Source organism: Streptomyces sp. NPDC005820 (assembly GCF_040630255.1).
Classification (GTDB): Bacteria; Actinomycetota; Actinomycetes; order Streptomycetales; family Streptomycetaceae; genus Streptomyces.
Genome location: NZ_JBEXXE010000005.1, coordinates 210,878 through 226,961, shown reverse-complemented (window position 1 = coordinate 226,961; position 16,084 = coordinate 210,878). Strand labels below are relative to the sequence as shown.

Genomic DNA, 16,084 nt, shown 5'->3' with positions numbered 1-16,084 from the left:
CGCCTTCGTACGACCCGAGGGACCGCTGAGGAGCGCGCGGATGAGTGCCGCAGACACGACCACCCCTGCCAAGGTGCCGCCGACGCGGCCGTCACCCCCACCGCCCGCCCCACCGGGCAGACCACGGCCGAAGCGCACCTCCGCCGGCACCCCTTGGCTGCTGCTCGCGCCCTGTCTGCTCGTCCTCCTGCTGGTGATGGGCTATCCGCTGGTCCGCTTGGTCACCCTCTCCTTCCAGAAGTTCGGCCAGTCCCAGCTCTGGGGCTTCCAGCCCGCCGAGAACGTCGGCCTCGACAACTTCACCGGCGTCCTGGACGACGGCGAGTTCTGGCAGGTCGTCGTCCGCACGATCGTCTTCGCCGCGGGCTGTGTGATCCTCACGATGGTCCTCGGCATGCTGATCGCCCTGCTGCTCCAGCGGGTCTCCGGCTGGGTGAAGACCCTGGTCAACATCGCGCTCGTGGCCAGCTGGGGCATGCCCGTCATCGTCGCCACCACCGTCTTCAAGTGGCTGTTCGACTCCGACTACGGCATCCTCAACGCGGTCCTCAGCAAGCTCCCCGGCGTCGACCTGATCGGCCACAACTGGTTCGCCAGCGGACCGCAGGGCCTCGCCGTCATCATGCTGCTGGTGATCTGGGGCGCGGTCCCCTTCGTGGTCATCACCCTCAGCGCCGGCCTCACCCAGGTGCCCGCCGAACTGGAGGAGGCCGCCCGCCTCGACGGCGCCGGCTCCTGGGGCGTCTTCCGGTACGTCACCCTGCCCATCCTCAAGCCGATCATCGTGATGCTCACGACCCTGTCGGTCATCTGGGACATGGGCGTCTTCCCGCAGGTCTTCGTCATGCGCAACGGACACCCGGAGCCCGAGTTCCAGCTCCTGACGACGTACTCCTACGACCGCGCCTTCGTCGTCAACGACTACGGCCAGGGCTCGGCGATCGCCCTGATCACCGTGCTGCTCCTGCTCGGGGTGGTCGCCGTCTACATGCGCCAGATGCTGAAGATCGGAGAGGTCGAATGAGCAGCACGAGTGCCACGACCGTACGGGGGCGATTCGGCTGGAACCTCCTCGGCCTCCTCGTCTTCGCCGCCGCCGGCTTCCCCGTCTACTGGATGCTCAACACGGCGATCAAGCCCGCGAAGGACGCGATCGACCCGGACCCGAGCCTGCTGCCGACCGGCTTCACCCTCGCCAACTTCAGCCGCGCGCTGAACATCGCCGACTTCTGGGGCCCGGTCGGGCGCAGCCTGATCGTCTCCCTCGCGGTCGTCGCGATCGGCATCGTCGTGGGCATGCTGGCCGCGCTGGCCATCTCCCGGTTCGCCTTCCGCGGCCGCAAGATCGTGATCGTCGGCATCCTCGCGGTCCAGATGGTCCCGCTGGTCGCCATGATCATCCCGGTCTTCCTGCTCCTGAACGACCTCGATCAGTACGACAAGCTGTCCGGTCTGATCATGACGTATCTGACCTTCATCCTCCCGTTCACGGTGTGGACCCTGCGCGGCTTCATCGTCAACATCCCCAGGGAGCTGGAGGAGGCCGCGATGGTCGACGGCTGCTCCCGCACCGGCGCCTTCGTCCGCGTGGTCTTCCCCCTCCTCGCCCCCGGCATGGTCGCCACCTCGGTCTACGGCTTCATCCAGGCCTGGAACGAGTACCTGTACGCCCTGATGCTGCTCAGCCAGAAGAACCAGACCGCGACCGTCTGGCTCGGCAACTTCACCACCAAGCACGGCACCGAGTACGCCCCGATGATGGCCGGCGCCACCCTGATGGCCGTCCCCATCGTCGCCCTCTTCCTCCTCGTCCAGCGCAAGATGGCCGCGGGCCTGACCGCGGGCGCCGTGAAGGGATGACGCCCCGATGACCACCATCACCCACGGCACGGACACGCTCACCCGTGACGCGCTCACCGTCCTCCAGCCGGGCTTCCCCGGCACCACCGCCCCCGACTGGCTGCTGCGCCGCCTCGGCGAGGGCCTGGCCTCGGTCGGCCTGTTCGGCCGCAACATCGCCTCCTCGGAACAACTCGCGGCCCTCACCGCCCAGTTGCGCGCGGAACGCGACGACGTCCTGGTCGCCGTCGACGAGGAGGGCGGGGACGTCACCCGCCTGGAGGTGCGCACCGGCTCCTCCTTCCCCGGCAACTACGCGCTGGGCGCGGTGGACGACGTCGATCTGACCCACGGGGTGGCCCACGAACTGGGCCGCCGGCTCGCGGAGTGCGGGGTCAACCTCAACTGGGCCCCGTCCGCCGACGTCAACTCCAACCCGGCGAACCCGGTCATCGGGGTCCGCTCCTTCGGCGCCGACCCCGCCCTGGTCGCCCGGCACACCGCCGCCTACGTCACCGGCCTGCAGTCGGCGGGCGTGGCGGCCTGCACCAAGCACTTCCCGGGCCACGGCGACACGGCCGTCGACTCCCACCACGCGCTCCCGCGCATCGACATCGCGGCCGAGGCCCTGGCCGAACGCGAACTGATCCCCTTCCTCGCGGCCATCGGCGCCGGCACGAAGGCGATCATGAGCGCCCACATCCTGGTCCCCGCCCTGGACCCGGTCCGCCCGGCAACGTTGTCCCGCCCCGTCCTCACGGACCTGCTCCGCCGCGAACTCGGCTACGACGGCCTGATCGTCACCGACGGCATGGAGATGCAGGCGGTGGCCGCGACCTACGGCATCGAACGCGGCAGCGTCCTCGCGATCGCCGCCGGCGCCGACGCGATCTGCGTGGGCGGCGGCCTCCAGGACGACGCGACGGTACGCCGTCTGCGCGACGCCCTGATCACCGCCGTACGCACCGGGGAACTCCCGGAGGAACGCCTGGCGGACGCGGCGGAACGGGTGCGGTCCCTGGCCCGCTGGACGGGTGCGGCGCCCACGAGCACCGCCGGGACCGAACCGGACGTCGGCCTCCTGGCCGCCCGCCGCGCCCTGCGGCTCACCGGCGGGGACACCTTCCACCCCCTCACCGACCCCCCGTTCGTCGCGGCCTTCACCCCGGTGGCCAACATCGCCGTGGGCGACGAGACCCCGTGGGGCGTGGCGACGGAACTGACCCGCCTGCTCCCCGGAACGACCACGGGAACCTTCCGGGGCGACGACGGCGAACAGGCCGCACAGGCGGCGCTTGCCGCGGCGGGGGACCGCCACATCGTGGCCGTGGTCCGCGACGAACACCGCCACCCCTGGATGGCGCAGGCCCTGGACATACTCCTGCGGTCCCGCCCCGACACGATCGTGGTGGAGATGGGCGTCCCCCAGTCCCCACCCCGGGGCCTCCTGCACATAGCAACCCACGGCGCGGCACGAGTGTGCGGCAGAGCGGCGGCAGAGGCGATGGCGGGGGCGTAGCCCCGCCCCCTCAGGGGCGCGGGGAACTGCGCGACCAGCCCCCTACCACCCGCAGCCCGAAGACAACGGGACCCGGCAGACGAATCCGCTCTGCCGGGTCCCGCTCTTTCAAATGCCCTGCCACTCCGGCTTGTTGACAAACGTGTGCCGGAAGTAATCCGCAAGCTTCAGCTTGGACGCGGCCCCCTCGTCCACCACAACCGTCGCATGCGGATGCAACTGAAGCGCCGAGGCAGGACACACCGCGGCAAGCGGCCCCTCCACCGTCGCCGCCACCGCATCCGCCTTGTTCTCCCCGGTCGCGAGCAGCACCAGATGCCGCGCCTCGAGGATCGTCCCGATCCCCTGGGTGATCACATGATGCGGCACCTGCTCGATGTCCCCGCCGAAGAACCGCGCGTTGTCCACCCGGGTCTGCTCGGTGAGCGTCTTGATCCGGGTCCGCGAGGCCAGCGAGGAACACGGCTCGTTGAACCCTATGTGTCCGTCGGTCCCGATCCCCAGCAGCTGGAGGTCCACCCCGCCGGCCGCGGCGAGCGCCGCATCGTACGCCTGGGAGGCCGCCCGTATGTCCTCGGCCGTGCCGTCGGGCCCGAGGAACGCCTCCATGCCGATGCCGAGCGGCTCCAGCACCTCGCGCCGCAGCACCGAGCGGTAGGACTCGGGGTGGTCGGCGGGCAGCCCCACGTACTCGTCGAGCTGGGCGATCCGTGCCCGCGAGGTGTCCGTCTCCCCGGCCCGCACCTTGGCCGCCAGCGCCTGGTAGACGGGCAGCGGGGTGGAGCCGGTGGCCACGCCCAGCAGGGCGTGCGGCTTGCGCCGCAGCAGCTCCGCCATGGCCTCGGCGATCAGCTCGCCGCCCGACCTGGCGTCCGGAACGATGACAACTTCCACGCTGACCTGCCGTTCTGAGCTGAGTGGTTTAGACCAATCCGGAATCAAATTTAGCAGAGCCCGGTGAAATTGCTCCCCGCATCTCAGTCCGTGGAGGAACCCGCACAGGCTAGGCTGCGTTATGGACGGTGGGGCATGGACACACCTAGTGGTCTAGTCCACAATGAACCGTGCGAGAACAGCACATGAGCGCACAGCACGAGAAGACTTCCGTCCTCCCCGCACAGGAGGGCGGACCGAGGGTCCGGAGCTCTCTGCCCTGACTGCCCCGGCTCCTCACCTTCGGCCGACGGGACCGCACACCCCGCGGCCGATATTGCTCCGGGCTGCGGTGCCGGGAGGGCTGAGGGTCCCTCCCAGGCGCCGCGGCCCGCGGGTGTTTCCGGGACCCGGCGTTTTTAGGCCAGGGACAGACCCGCGGGTACGCTCGCACACGTGCCCTCCATGAACGAACTCGTACGCCAGCACACCGCCCTCGACGACTCCGACCTCGAGTGGCTCCACCTGCTGGTCTCGGAGTGGCAGCTGCTCTCCGACCTCTCCTTCGCCGACCTGGTCCTGTGGGTGCCCACCAGCGACGGCACCCGCTATGTCTCCGTGGCCCAGATGCGCCCCAACACCGGGCCCACCTCCTACCAGGACGACATGGTCGGCCACCTGGTCCCGCGCGGCCGGCGTCCCCTCCTCGACGCCGCCCTGGACGAGGGCCGGATCGTGCGCGAGGGCGACCCGGAGTGGCGTGAAGAGGTCCCCGTACGGGTCGAGTCCATCCCCGTACGGCGCGAGGGACGCGTCCTCGGCGTCATCGCCCGCAACACCAACCTGCTCACCGTGCGCACCCCGAGCCGCCTCGAGCTGACCTACCTCCAGAGCGCCTCCGACCTCGCCCAGATGATCGCGGCCGGCTCCTTTCCCTTCGCGGGCCAGCAGATGGACATGGACGCCGCCCCGCGCGTCGGCGACGGCCTGATCCGGGTCGACGGCGACGGCATCGTCCAGTACGCCTCCCCGAACGCGCTCTCCGCCTACCACCGCATGGGCCTCGCCTCCGACCTCCTCGGCCACCACCTCGGACAGACCACCGCCGAACTGGCCCCCACCCGGGGCCCGGTGGACGAGGCCCTGGCCAAGGTGGCCAGCGGCTGGGCGCCCCGCGAGTTCGAGATCGAGGCCAAGGACGGGGTCATCCAGTTCCGCACGATCCCGCTCAAGCCCAAGGGCACCCGGATCGGTTCGCTCGTACTGCTCCGGGACGTCACCGAACTCCGTCGCCGCGAACGCGAGTTGATCACCAAGGACGCCACCATCCGGGAGATCCACCACCGGGTGAAGAACAACCTCCAGACGGTCGCCGCGCTGTTGCGCCTGCAGGCCCGCCGGATCGAGTCCGAGCGCGGCCGGGAGGCGCTGGAGGAGGCCGTGCGCCGGGTCGGCTCGATCGCGATCGTGCATGAGACGCTGTCCCAGAACCTGGACGAGCGGGTGGAGTTCGACGAGATCGCCGACCGGGTGCTGGCGATGGTCGCGGAGATCTCGCCGGGCAAGGTCATGGGCCGGCGCACCGGACGCTTCGGCATCCTGGACGCGGAGGTCGCCACCCCGCTGTCCATGGTCCTCACCGAGATCCTGCAGAACGCCCTGGAGCACGGCTTCCGTGAGGGTGACACCGGCACGGTCGAGGTCTCGGCGGTCCGCGGCGGCACGACGAAGGAGGCCCGCCTCCTGGTCACCGTCCAGGACGACGGCGTGGGCCTGCCCGAGGGGTTCGACCCGCACACCTCCGGCAACCTCGGCCTGCAGATCGTCCGCACGCTGGTGGAGGGCGAGTTGGGCGGAACGTTCGACATGGTCCCGGCTCCGGACCGCGGCACCCAGGTGATCCTGGACCTCCCGGTACGGGCACAGAAGTAGAACCCGGCGGCAAGGCCCATAAGTAAGGCCCGGGTAAGAGCAGTTGGGCACAGCACGAAGCCCCGGACCGTTCAGGGGTCCGGGGCTCGAATGCTCGTTGCCAGCGATTAGCTGCGCATCGGGGGTACTGCGCGCTGCGGCTCGGGGGCGGGAGAAGCGTACTCGCTGTACGCGCCGCCAAGCTCAGGCTTGCGGGGCGGGTGTTGTCAGGCGGTGGCCTGACGGGCCCGGTTGCGGGCGGCGCGACGCTTCATGGCACGGCGCTCGTCCTCGCTGAGACCACCCCAGACGCCGGAGTCCTGGCCGGACTCGAGCGCCCACTGCAGACACTGATCCATGACGGGGCAGCGACGGCAGACGGCCTTGGCTTCCTCGATCTGCAGCAGCGCAGGACCGGTGTTGCCGATGGGGAAGAAGAGCTCGGGGTCTTCCTCGCGGCAAACGGCGTTGTGACGCCAGTCCATGGCTGCTACCTCTCCTTGATTACGTGCAGGTTGCTTGTGAATGTGAACGCTTTCACGAATCCCTCAACAAGTGAAGGGCCAACCCGCCAGGTTCGCTGGCGTGGTCCTGTGAGTTGAAGAGGGGTTCTGGTGATCAGTGGAGGCTGGTGTTGCGGGCCGTCCCGATCGCCACGTAGAGACTCGCAAACCTCAGCGGCGGATACAACCCCTACCGGAAAGTTTTTTTTGATTCCTCGGTGTCGACTACATCACAGCCGTACTTCCATGGGGTGGATCCTGGCCTAAACGTTCGAGTGAAAGGACTTCAGCCCTTTCTGCTCACACAATCACACGCAGTGCACGGCGTACGCCTGTGAACGTCACGCTCGTACGCAGTCCGAGGTGGTCGCCGTCCATCTGGAGGGGGAGAGGCACCTTCGAATGCAAGGTGAACCGGTCCAGATCGTGGAAGGAGTGGGCATGCTTCCCCTGCGGGCCGCGCTCGGGGGACGAAGTGAGCAACTGGGTGCCATACCGGGCAACCGCGGCGGTGGACAGACGGCTGAGACCGAGTACGTCGAGCCCGGTATCGAACGAGGCCTTAGGCGACGCGTACACCGGGCGATTGCCCAGATAGGTCCACGGAGCCGTGTTGCAGACTATGGACAGCACCAAATCGGTCACCGGATCGACACCCGGCGTTTCCAGGGTGATCGAACCGCGCCGGCGGTCCGGCTCGCCCAGCAGCTGCCGTACGGCCTGCATCAGATAGAGGGCGTGCGTCGACCTCCTGCCCCGCTCCCGTTGCTGCTCGACCCGGCCGACGACCCCCGCGTCGAAACCGAGCCCGGCGTTGAAGGTGAACCAGCGCGAGGGCACCGACTCGTCCTCCGTGCCCGGCGTGCCCGAGGCGATTCCCAGACCGACCGTGCGCTCACGCTGCTCGCGCAGGGCGTCCAGCAGTGCGCCGGTCGCCTCCACCGGATCGTTGGGCAGGCCCAGGGCGCGGGCGAAGACATTGGTGGAACCGCCGGGGACCACCGCGAGACCGGGCAGCCGCTCCGGGTCGGGGCCGGCGTGCAGCAGGCCGTTGACCACCTCGTTGACCGTGCCGTCGCCGCCGAGCGCCACCACCAGATCGGTGTTCCCGCTCTCCGCCGCCTGCCGGCCCAGGTCGCGTGCGTGCCCGCGGTACTCGGTGGTGACCGCCTCCAGCTTCATCTCGCTGGCGAGCGCGTGGATGAGGACGTCACGCGTCCGTGCACTGGTGGTGGTTGCCGCCGGATTGACCACAAGAAGTGCACGCATGGGGTGCAGCGTACCTACTGGGTGGTACCCGGGCACAGGCCGAGGTAGGGAACCGGTAAGACATCGGACGTGAGTCTCGACACGGGTTCCCGGCGGGTGCGGGGCGGGTGCCGGGCGGGGCACCCGAGGCGTCGGGCGGGCCGGGGCTACCCTTCAGGGGTGAGCAGTGAGCAGACCCCCCTCGCCCCCGAGACCGCCCCGGACGCCACCGGTCCGCGCCCTCGCCGGCTGACGTACGCCGCCGCGCTGGCCGCTCTGGAAGGGCTGGCGCTCGTCGTCGGCGGGGTGTGGATCCTGGTTCTCGGGATCACCGGCGACCCGGACGACCGGGGCCAGGCCGTCACCGGGGGCGTGACCCTGATGGTGCTCGCGCTGCTGCCGCTGCTCGCCGCGCGCGGACTGCTCGGCCGGCGCAGCTGGAGCCGGGGGCCCGCCGTCATCACCCAGATCATGGCGCTGCCGGTGGCCTACAACCTGCTGCAGGCCGACAGCATGGCCATCCCGGCGGGCATCGCCCTCGCGGTCGTCGCCGTGGCGGCGCTGGTCCTGCTCGTCAACGCGGAGACGACCCGGGCCCTCGGGATCCGGGGACCCGGCGGGACGCGGGACCAGTAGCCGCAGGGCCAGCGGCCGCGGGGCCCCTGGCCCCTACTCCTCCACCAGCAGCTTCTCCCGCAGCTGCGCCAGCGTGCGCGCCAGCAGCCGGGAGACGTGCATCTGCGAGATGCCGACCTCCTGTGCGATCTGCGACTGGGTCATGTTGCCGAAGAAGCGGAGGAGAAGGATCCGCTTCTCCCGGGGCGGGAGATCCTCCAGCAGCGGCTTGAGCGACTCCCGGTACTCGACGCCCTCCAGCGCCTCGTCCTCCGCGCCGAGCGTGTCGGCGACCGCCGGGGACTCGTCGTCGGTGTCGGGGACGTCCAGCGACAGCGTGGAGTACGCGTTCGCGGACTCCAGGCCCTCCAGGACCTCCTCCTCCGAGATGGCCAGCTTCTCGGCCAGCTCATGGACCGTGGGGGAGCGGCCGTGCTGCTGCGAGAGCTCCGCCGTCGCCGTGGTGAGCGCGAGCCGCAGCTCCTGGAGCCTGCGCGGGACGCGCACCGCCCAGCCCTTGTCGCGGAAGTGCCGCTTGATCTCGCCGACGACCGTCGGGGTCGCGTACGTCGAGAACTCCACGCCGCGGTCCGGGTCGAAACGGTCGACCGACTTGATCAGGCCGATGGTGGCGACCTGCGTGAGGTCGTCGAGCGGCTCGCCGCGGTTGCGGAAGCGCCGGGCCAGATGCTCCACGAGCGGCAGATGCATCCGAACCAGCTTATTGCGCAGCTCCGCGTACTCCGGGCTGCCGTCCTTCAGTCCGCGCAGCTCGATGAACATCGCCCGCGCCCCGCTGCGGTCCGCCTGGTTCCTCGGCTCGTGCTGGTTCCGGGGTTCGTGCTGGTTCCGGGGTTCGTGCTGGTCACGGGGTTCGTGCTGGGTGCCCGGCACGCCCTGTTCGTCGTCTCGCTCGTGCTCGCTCATCGTCCCGCCCGTCGCCCTCTGTCGAGCCCTGTCCTCAGCCCGGCCGGGGGAGCCCCCGATCCGCCCCTTGCGGGGCGAGCCCTGCGCGGCATCCAGGTCCCGGCGCCCGGTGTCGTCCTCCGGATGCGGCCTGGCCTGCTCGGGAATGCCGTCGATACCGTCAGCGGTCATGCGTCGGGAACCGCCCGGAGAGACTGAATCGTTCTCGGCCGGCAGCTCCCGTGTGCCGCGCTCTTCGTCCCGCACCGGCCCGTCCCCGTTCCTCACGCCGGCCCGGGTCCCGCGCCGCGCTGTTTGTAGAGGCTGATCGAAACGGTTTTGTCCTCGTCGACGGCGGAGGAGACCTTCCCCGCGAGGGCGGACAGCACGGTCCAGGCGAAGGTGTCCCGCGAGGGGGCGTGGCCGTCGGTGGTCGGTGCCGAGACGGTGACCTCGAGCGAGTCGTCGACGAGCCGGAACACACAACTGAGCACCGAGCCCGGCACGGCCTGCTGGAGCAGGATCGCGCACGCCTCGTCCACCGCGATGCGCAGGTCCTCGATCTCGTCCAGGGTGAAGTCCAAACGGGCCGCGAGGCCGGCCGTGGCCGTGCGCAGCACCGACAGGTAGGCACCCGCAGCCGGCAGCCGGACTTCCACGAAGTCCTGGGTCGCGGGCTCGCCTGCGATCTGGGACACCCTCACCTCCAAGGTGGTACAAGCTTTTCGGGGCCGAGGGTCGCCCCCCGGGTAACGCGTGTGTGGTGCAGCGGTGACGCTATCGCGCTCTCAAGTGTCCTGTCCCCGGGACCCCAACCCCCTGGCGTCACTCACAGTAAAGCTGTGAACACGCTCCGTGTCTAGGGGTCTGCGGGCCCAAAAGGGAAGAGGGCGCGCCGGGTTGACGTACCCAGGCGTCAGATGGTCGAACCGTACCCGCCGGACGGCGGGACCGTCTCTCCGACGCTCAAACGAGGACATGATCGACGAAGCACCAGCGCCAGCTCTCCCCGGGCTCGAAGGTCCGCATCACCGGATGCCCGGTCTCCTGGTGATGCCCCGAGGCGTGCCGACTGGGCGAGGAGTCGCAGCAGCCGACATGGCCGCACGTCAGGCACAGCCGCAACTGCACCGGGTGGGTGCCGTCCCGCAGACACTCCGGACACGTCTCACCGAGCGGGACGGGTTCCGGGTCGGGCAGCGCTTCGGCGTGCGTGCACTGTTTCATGATTGCCAGATTACGACGGTCGCGCGGAGGACCGCGCGGAAAAACGAGGCGGGCGAGACATGGACGTGATGCCACTGCTGTTGCTGGTGGCGGGCAGCGCGGCGATCGCGGCGGCGGCCCGGCGCACCCCGGTGCCGGCGCCGCTGCTGCTGGTCGCGGCCGGCCTGGTGGTGTCGTACGTACCCGGAGTCCCGGACTACACCCTGGACCCGGACGTCGTCCTCCCCCTGCTGCTGCCCCCGCTGCTCTACACCTCGGCCACCGACAGCTCCTACCTCGACCTGCGCGCCCAGCTGCGGCCGGTGGCCCTGCTCTCGGTCGGATACGTGCTGTTCGCGACGGTCGCCGTCGGCTGGGCCGCCTATCTGCTCGTCCCCGGGCTGCCGCTCACCGCCGCGCTGGTGCTGGGCGCGGTGGTGGCGCCGCCGGACGCCGTCGCGGCCACGGCGGTGGCCCGCCGGGTCGGCCTGCCGTCCAGGATCACCACGATCCTCCAGGGCGAGTCCCTGCTGAACGACGCCACCGCCATCACCGCCTACAAGGTGGCCCTCGCCGTCGTGGTCGGCGAGGGCGCATCCTGGGCGGGCGGCATCGAGGAGTTCCTGGTCGCGGCGGTCGGCGGGGTCGCCGCGGGCCTGATCCTCATGGCCCCCCTGCACTGGCTGCGCACCCACCTCAAGGAGCCCCTCCTCCAGAACACGCTCTCCCTGCTCATCCCGTTCGTCGCCTACGCATCCGCCGAGCAGTTCCACGCCTCCGGCGTCCTCGCCGTGGTCGTCGTCGCCCTCTATCTCGGCCACCGCGCGTGGGAGGTCGACTTCGCCACCCGACTCCAGGAGGAGGCCGTGTGGAAGATGGTCGCCTTCGTCCTGGAGTCGGCGGTCTTCGCGCTGATCGGCCTCCAGCTGCCGGTGGTCCTCAGGGGCCTCGGTTCGTACGAGGGCCTGGACGCCGCCTGGTACGCCGTCGCCCTCTTCCTGGTGGTCGTCGCGGCCCGCTTCCTGTGGGTCTACCCGGCGACCTTCCTGCCACGGGCCCTCTCGGCACGCATCCGTGCGCGCGAGGACAACCCCACCTGGCGGGGGCCCTTCGTCATCGGCTGGGCCGGCATGCGGGGCGTGGTCTCGCTGGCCATCGCCTTCTCCATCCCGCTCACCGTCGAGCACGGCGAACCCTTCCCGCACCGCAACCTGATCCTCTTCCTGACGTTCACCACGGTCATCGGCACCCTGGTCGTGCAGGGCCTCACCCTGCCCCCGCTGATCCGCATGCTGAAGTTCCCCGGCCCCGACGCACAGGCCGCCACGCTCGCCGAGGCCAACGCCCAGGCCCAGGCCTCCCGGGCCGCCGAGAAGCGCCTGGACGACCTGCTGTCCGACGAACGCAACGCCCTGCCCCCGCCCCTCGCCGACCGGCTGCGCAGCGTCCTGGAGCGCCGCCGCAACGCCGTCTGGGAGCGCCTCGGCCAGACCAACCCGGTCACCGGCGAGACCGTCGACGACACCTACCGCAGGCTGTCCGGCGAGATGATCAGCGCCGAGCGCGCGGTGTTCGTCCGGCTGCGCGACGGTCGCTACATCGACGACGAGATGCTCCGGATCCTGCTGCGCCGACTGGACCTGGAGGAGGCGGCGGCGTACCGGGAGGCGGGCTGAGCCCTACGGGAAGGGGCGCCCGGTGACGACCGCCGCCACCGTCGTCCCGCCCGGAAAGGCGCCCTCTTCGGCAAGGGCGACAAGTCCGTAGAGCAACTTGGCGACATAGAGACGTTCCACCGGCAGGCGGTGCCGGCGCTCGAAGTCCTCCGCGAAGGCCTCCAGTCCGGGCGTGACCCGGGCGTACCCGCCGAAGTGGAAGCGCTCGTCGAGCCGCCAGTCGCCCGTGGGGCCGCCGAACGCCTCGGTCTGCAGGGCCCGTATGTCCTCGCCCAGGAAGCCGCCCTTCAGGACCGGTATGCCCAGCGCCCGCTGCCCCGCGTCCAGCCCGGCGGCCAGGCCCGCGAGGGTGCCGCCGGTGCCGCAGGCGATCGCGACCACGTCGGCCCGGCCGCGCAGCTCCGCGCCGAGCGCCCGGCAGCCGCGCACGGCCACCGCGTTGCCGCCGCCCTCCGGGACGACGTACGCGTCCTCGGCGCGGGCCGTCCGCAGCAGGGCCGCGAGGGTCTGCGGATCGGCCTTGCGGCGATAGGTCGCGCGGTCCACGAAGTGCAGCCGCATGCCGTCGGCGGCGCACCGGGCGAGGGAGGGGTTCAGCGGCCGGCCGGCCAGCTCGTCACCGCGCACCACGCCCACCGTGCGCAGCCCGAGGAGCCGGCCGGCCGCGGCGGTGGCGCGCAGATGGTTGGACCAGGCGCCGCCGAAGGTGAGCACCGTCCGCCCGGCCGCCGCCGACAGATTGGGCACGAGTTTGCGCCACTTGTTGCCGATCAGCTCCGGATGGATCAGGTCGTCCCGCTTCAGCAGCAGCCGCACCCCGTGCCGTGCGAACCGGTCGTCGGCCGCCTCCTGGAGCGGGGAGGGCAGGCGCGGGCGCAGGTCGGTCATCCGCACATTGTCGAACACCGCTCGCCGAAACGTCCCTCTTCCCAGCTCCGCGATGATCCATTCCCGCTCTTTCGTGTAATACCACGACCACGCACCGTGATGGAAGGCTTGGCCGCGTACCAGTGCACCGGCGCAGTTCGGCGCCCGTGCGTGATTCGGGAGGGCATTTCTCCATGTCGGTAGGCGAAGAGGTCCGCACGGACTCGGGCAAGCCGCAGCAGAGTCTCGGCACCGCGGCCGCGCGGAACCTGGCCACCACGACCAAGTCCGCACCGCAGATGCAGGAGATCAGCTCCCGCTGGCTGCTGCGGACCCTGCCCTGGGTGGACGTACAGGGTGGTACGTACCGGGTCAACAGGCGGCTGACGTACGCGGTCGGGGACGGCCGCATCACGTTCGTCAAGACCGGCGACCGTGTCGAGGTGATCCCGGCCGAGCTGGGCGAACTGCCGGCGCTGCGCGACTACGCGGACGACGAGGTGCTGGCGGAGCTCGCCCAGCGCTGCCGGCAGCGGGAGTTCGGCCCCGGCGAGGTCATCGCCTCCTTCGGCAACCAGTCCGACGAGGTCTATCTGCTGGCGCACGGCCGCGTCGAGAAGGTCGGCACCGGCCCCTACGGCGACGACCAGGTGCTCGGCGTCCTCGCCGACGGCGCCTACTTCGGCGACCAGGCGCTGCTCGACGCCGACGCCATCTGGGAGTACACCGCCCGCGCCGACACCGCCTGCACGGTGCTGATCCTGGCCCGCCAGGACGTCGAGCAGGTCGCGGAGCGCTCCGACTCGCTGCGTGCGCACCTGCACCAGCTGCGCGCCATTCCCGAGCAGCGCACCAACAAGTACGGCGAGAAGGCCGTCGACCTGGCCGCGGGCCACGCCGGCGAGCCGGACATCCCGCACACGTTCGTGGACTACGACGCCCGCCCGCGCGAGTACGAGCTGAGCATCGCCCAGACCGTCCTGCGCATCCACACGCGCGTGGCCGACCTCTACAACCAGCCCATGAACCAGACCGAGCAGCAGTTGCGGCTCACGGTCGAGGCGATCAAGGAGCGTCAGGAGCACGAGCTCGTCAACAACCGGGAGTTCGGCCTGCTCCACAACTGCGAGTACGACCAGCGGCTCCAGCCGCACGACGGCGTGCCGAGCCCGGACGACCTGGACGAACTGCTCAGCAGGCGCCGCGGCACCAAGATGCTCCTCGCCCACCCGCGCGCGATCTCCGCGATCGGCCGCGAGCTCAACAAGCGCGGGCTGGTGCCCGAGACGATCGACATGGGCGGCAACCGGATCCCCACCTGGCGCGGGGTGCCGATCTACCCGTGCAACAAGATCCCGGTCACCGAGGCCCGCACCAGCTCGATCATCGCGATGCGTCTGGGCGAGCAGGACCAGGGCGTCATCGGTCTGCGCCAGTCCGGGATCCCGGACGAGATCGAGCCGAGCCTGTCCGTGCGGTTCATGGGCATCAACGAACAGTCCATCATCAACTACCTGGTGACGGCCTACTACTCGGCGGCGGTGCTGGTGCCGGACGCACTGGGCGTTCTGGAGAACGTCGAGATCGGCCGCTGGCGGTGACCTTCGCCACCAGGCCGTACGGGACGCGCGAAAGGCGGAGGTCCATCGGCAGCCAAGGCGGGAGCCAGGGCGAGGGCGGGCAGGACGGCGGCGCGGCCGGCGGCGAGGGGAGGACCGGGCCGGCGGCGTCCGACGGACAGGAGGCGACGGCGATCCTGGAGCGCACCAGGGCGACGGTCGACCCCGCACTGCGCTCCGCCGTCGACTCGTTACCCCGCCAGATGCGCCGGGTCGCCCGCTACCACTTCGGCTGGGAGCACGCCGACGGCACCCTGGCCGCGGGGAACGCGGGCAAGGCGATCCGGCCCGCGCTCGTCCTCGCCGCGGCCGCCGCACTCGGCGGCCCGGCGGCCCGGGCGGCGGCGGTCCGGGCCGCCGCGGCGGTCGAACTGGTCCACAACTTCACGCTGCTGCACGACGACGTGATGGACCGGGACAGCACCCGCCGGCACCGCGCCACCGCCTGGACCGTGTTCGGCGACGCCGACGCGATCCTCGCCGGAGACGCCCTCCAGGCGCAGGCCCTCGGCATGCTCGCCGAGGACCCGCATCCGGCGTCCGCGGCGGCGGTGGCCCGGCTCGCGGCCTGTGTGGTGGAGCTCTGCGAGGGCCAGCAGACCGACACGGCCCTGGAGAAGCGCGCACCCGCCGAGGTCACCCTCGACGAGGTGCTCGTCATGGCCGAGGCCAAGACGGGTGCGCTGATCGGCTGCGCCTGCGCGGTGGGCGCGCTGTACGCGGGTGCGGCGCCGGAGGACGTCGACGCGCTGGACGCGTTCGGCCGTGAGGCCGGGCTGGCCTTCCAGCTCATCGACGACGTCATCGGCATATGGGGCGACCCCGGGCACACCGGGAAGCCCGCGGGCGCCGACCTCGCCGCCCGCAAGAAGTCCCTGCCGGTGGTCGCCGCCCTGGTCTCCGGCACCCCGGCCGCCGGGGAACTGGCCGAGCTGTACGCCCGGCCGCCCGTGCCGGAGGACCCGGACGACCTCGACCGCACGGCACTGGCGGTGGAACGGGCCGGCGGCCGGGCCTGGGCCCAGGACCAGGCGGCCGACCGGATGTCCCGGGCGATGGACGAGCTGGCCCGCGCGATCCCGGACCCGGAGTCCGCGGGCGGCCTGCTGTCCCTGGCCGAGTTCGTGACCCGGCGCAGCACCTGACCCCGGTGGGTCCCGCACCTCCCCACGGCGTGCGGGGCCCGTCGGTGTTCCCGCCGGTCAGGCCCCCTGCGGCAGCACCGCCGCCACGATCCGCTCCACCAGCCCGCCCGGAGAACTGCGCGCCTTCGGCAACGGCGTCGTCGTACGGACGTACAGA

The 16,084-nt window shown here is 70.9% G+C and carries 15 protein-coding genes; 8 read left to right on the top strand and 7 right to left on the bottom strand.

Annotated features, from left to right (window positions below):
- The first annotated feature begins 40 nt into the window (after positions 1–40).
- From ABZ464_RS08465 to ABZ464_RS08455, 3 genes are read left to right on the top strand one after another with little or no spacing between them, the layout of a single operon-like run.
- A complete protein-coding gene (locus tag ABZ464_RS08465) occupies positions 41–1,024 on the top strand; it encodes a sugar ABC transporter permease (RefSeq protein ID WP_359272745.1) in 984 nt (327 codons plus the stop codon).
- Positions 1,021–1,860 carry a carbohydrate ABC transporter permease gene (locus ABZ464_RS08460; protein WP_359272743.1) on the top strand — a complete coding sequence of 280 codons (840 nt, stop codon included), beginning with the start codon at positions 1,021–1,023 and terminating at the stop codon, positions 1,858–1,860. The genes ABZ464_RS08465 and ABZ464_RS08460 overlap by 4 nt, the downstream gene beginning before the upstream one ends.
- A gap of 7 nt (positions 1,861–1,867) precedes the next feature.
- Entirely contained in the window at positions 1,868–3,358 is a 1,491-nt protein-coding gene (locus tag ABZ464_RS08455; RefSeq protein WP_359272740.1) for a glycoside hydrolase family 3 protein, read from the top strand.
- A 108-nt stretch (positions 3,359–3,466) separates the two neighbouring features.
- Here ABZ464_RS08455 and nagB read toward each other — a convergent pair whose 3' ends face one another.
- Positions 3,467–4,252 carry a glucosamine-6-phosphate deaminase gene (gene nagB, locus ABZ464_RS08450; protein ID WP_359272738.1) on the bottom strand — a complete coding sequence of 262 codons (786 nt, stop codon included), beginning with the start codon at positions 4,250–4,252 and terminating at the stop codon, positions 3,467–3,469.
- A 444-nt stretch (positions 4,253–4,696) separates the two neighbouring features.
- Between nagB and ABZ464_RS08445 the strand changes: the two genes are divergently transcribed.
- Complete coding sequence (locus ABZ464_RS08445) at positions 4,697–6,163, top strand: PAS domain-containing sensor histidine kinase (RefSeq protein ID WP_359273012.1); 1,467 nt, start codon at positions 4,697–4,699, stop codon at positions 6,161–6,163.
- A 206-nt stretch (positions 6,164–6,369) separates the two neighbouring features.
- Here ABZ464_RS08445 and ABZ464_RS08440 read toward each other — a convergent pair whose 3' ends face one another.
- Positions 6,370–6,627 carry a WhiB family transcriptional regulator gene (locus ABZ464_RS08440; RefSeq protein ID WP_010353616.1) on the bottom strand — a complete coding sequence of 86 codons (258 nt, stop codon included), beginning with the start codon at positions 6,625–6,627 and terminating at the stop codon, positions 6,370–6,372.
- 318 nt (positions 6,628–6,945) lie between these two features.
- Positions 6,946–7,914, bottom strand: a complete 969-nt coding sequence (locus tag ABZ464_RS08435; protein ID WP_359272735.1) for a diacylglycerol kinase family protein — start codon at positions 7,912–7,914, stop codon at positions 6,946–6,948.
- Positions 7,915–8,073: 159 nt separating this feature from the next.
- On the opposite strand from ABZ464_RS08435, the gene ABZ464_RS08430 reads away from it, so the two are divergent.
- Complete coding sequence (locus tag ABZ464_RS08430; RefSeq protein ID WP_359272733.1) at positions 8,074–8,529, top strand: hypothetical protein; 456 nt, start codon at positions 8,074–8,076, stop codon at positions 8,527–8,529.
- A gap of 33 nt (positions 8,530–8,562) precedes the next feature.
- Here the strand turns inward: ABZ464_RS08430 and ABZ464_RS08425 are convergent, their stop codons facing one another.
- The 3 genes from ABZ464_RS08425 to ABZ464_RS08415 form a co-directional block, all read right to left on the bottom strand.
- Positions 8,563–9,702: a SigB/SigF/SigG family RNA polymerase sigma factor gene (locus ABZ464_RS08425; RefSeq protein WP_359272731.1), complete on the bottom strand. Its 1,140-nt coding sequence runs from the start codon at positions 9,700–9,702 to the stop codon at positions 8,563–8,565.
- Complete coding sequence (locus tag ABZ464_RS08420) at positions 9,699–10,112, bottom strand: anti-sigma regulatory factor (RefSeq protein WP_004925829.1); 414 nt, start codon at positions 10,110–10,112, stop codon at positions 9,699–9,701. The genes ABZ464_RS08425 and ABZ464_RS08420 overlap by 4 nt, the downstream gene beginning before the upstream one ends.
- 268 nt (positions 10,113–10,380) lie before the next feature.
- Positions 10,381–10,641 carry a UBP-type zinc finger domain-containing protein gene (locus tag ABZ464_RS08415; protein ID WP_359272729.1) on the bottom strand — a complete coding sequence of 87 codons (261 nt, stop codon included), beginning with the start codon at positions 10,639–10,641 and terminating at the stop codon, positions 10,381–10,383.
- A gap of 59 nt (positions 10,642–10,700) precedes the next feature.
- On the opposite strand from ABZ464_RS08415, the gene ABZ464_RS08410 reads away from it, so the two are divergent.
- Positions 10,701–12,296 carry a Na+/H+ antiporter gene (locus tag ABZ464_RS08410; protein WP_359272726.1) on the top strand — a complete coding sequence of 532 codons (1,596 nt, stop codon included), beginning with the start codon at positions 10,701–10,703 and terminating at the stop codon, positions 12,294–12,296.
- Positions 12,297–12,299: 3 nt separating this feature from the next.
- On the opposite strand, the gene ABZ464_RS08405 is transcribed toward ABZ464_RS08410, so the two are convergent.
- Positions 12,300–13,184, bottom strand: a complete 885-nt coding sequence (locus ABZ464_RS08405) for a pyridoxal-phosphate dependent enzyme (RefSeq protein ID WP_359272723.1) — start codon at positions 13,182–13,184, stop codon at positions 12,300–12,302.
- 173 nt (positions 13,185–13,357) lie between these two features.
- Here ABZ464_RS08405 and ABZ464_RS08400 point away from each other — a divergent pair, with 173 nt between their 5' ends.
- A complete protein-coding gene (locus ABZ464_RS08400) occupies positions 13,358–14,764 on the top strand; it encodes a family 2B encapsulin nanocompartment shell protein (RefSeq protein ID WP_359272721.1) in 1,407 nt (468 codons plus the stop codon).
- A 44-nt stretch (positions 14,765–14,808) separates the two neighbouring features.
- Positions 14,809–15,927: a family 2 encapsulin nanocompartment cargo protein polyprenyl transferase gene (locus tag ABZ464_RS08395; protein WP_359273010.1), complete on the top strand. Its 1,119-nt coding sequence runs from the start codon at positions 14,809–14,811 to the stop codon at positions 15,925–15,927.
- The last annotated feature ends 157 nt before the right edge of the window (positions 15,928–16,084 follow it).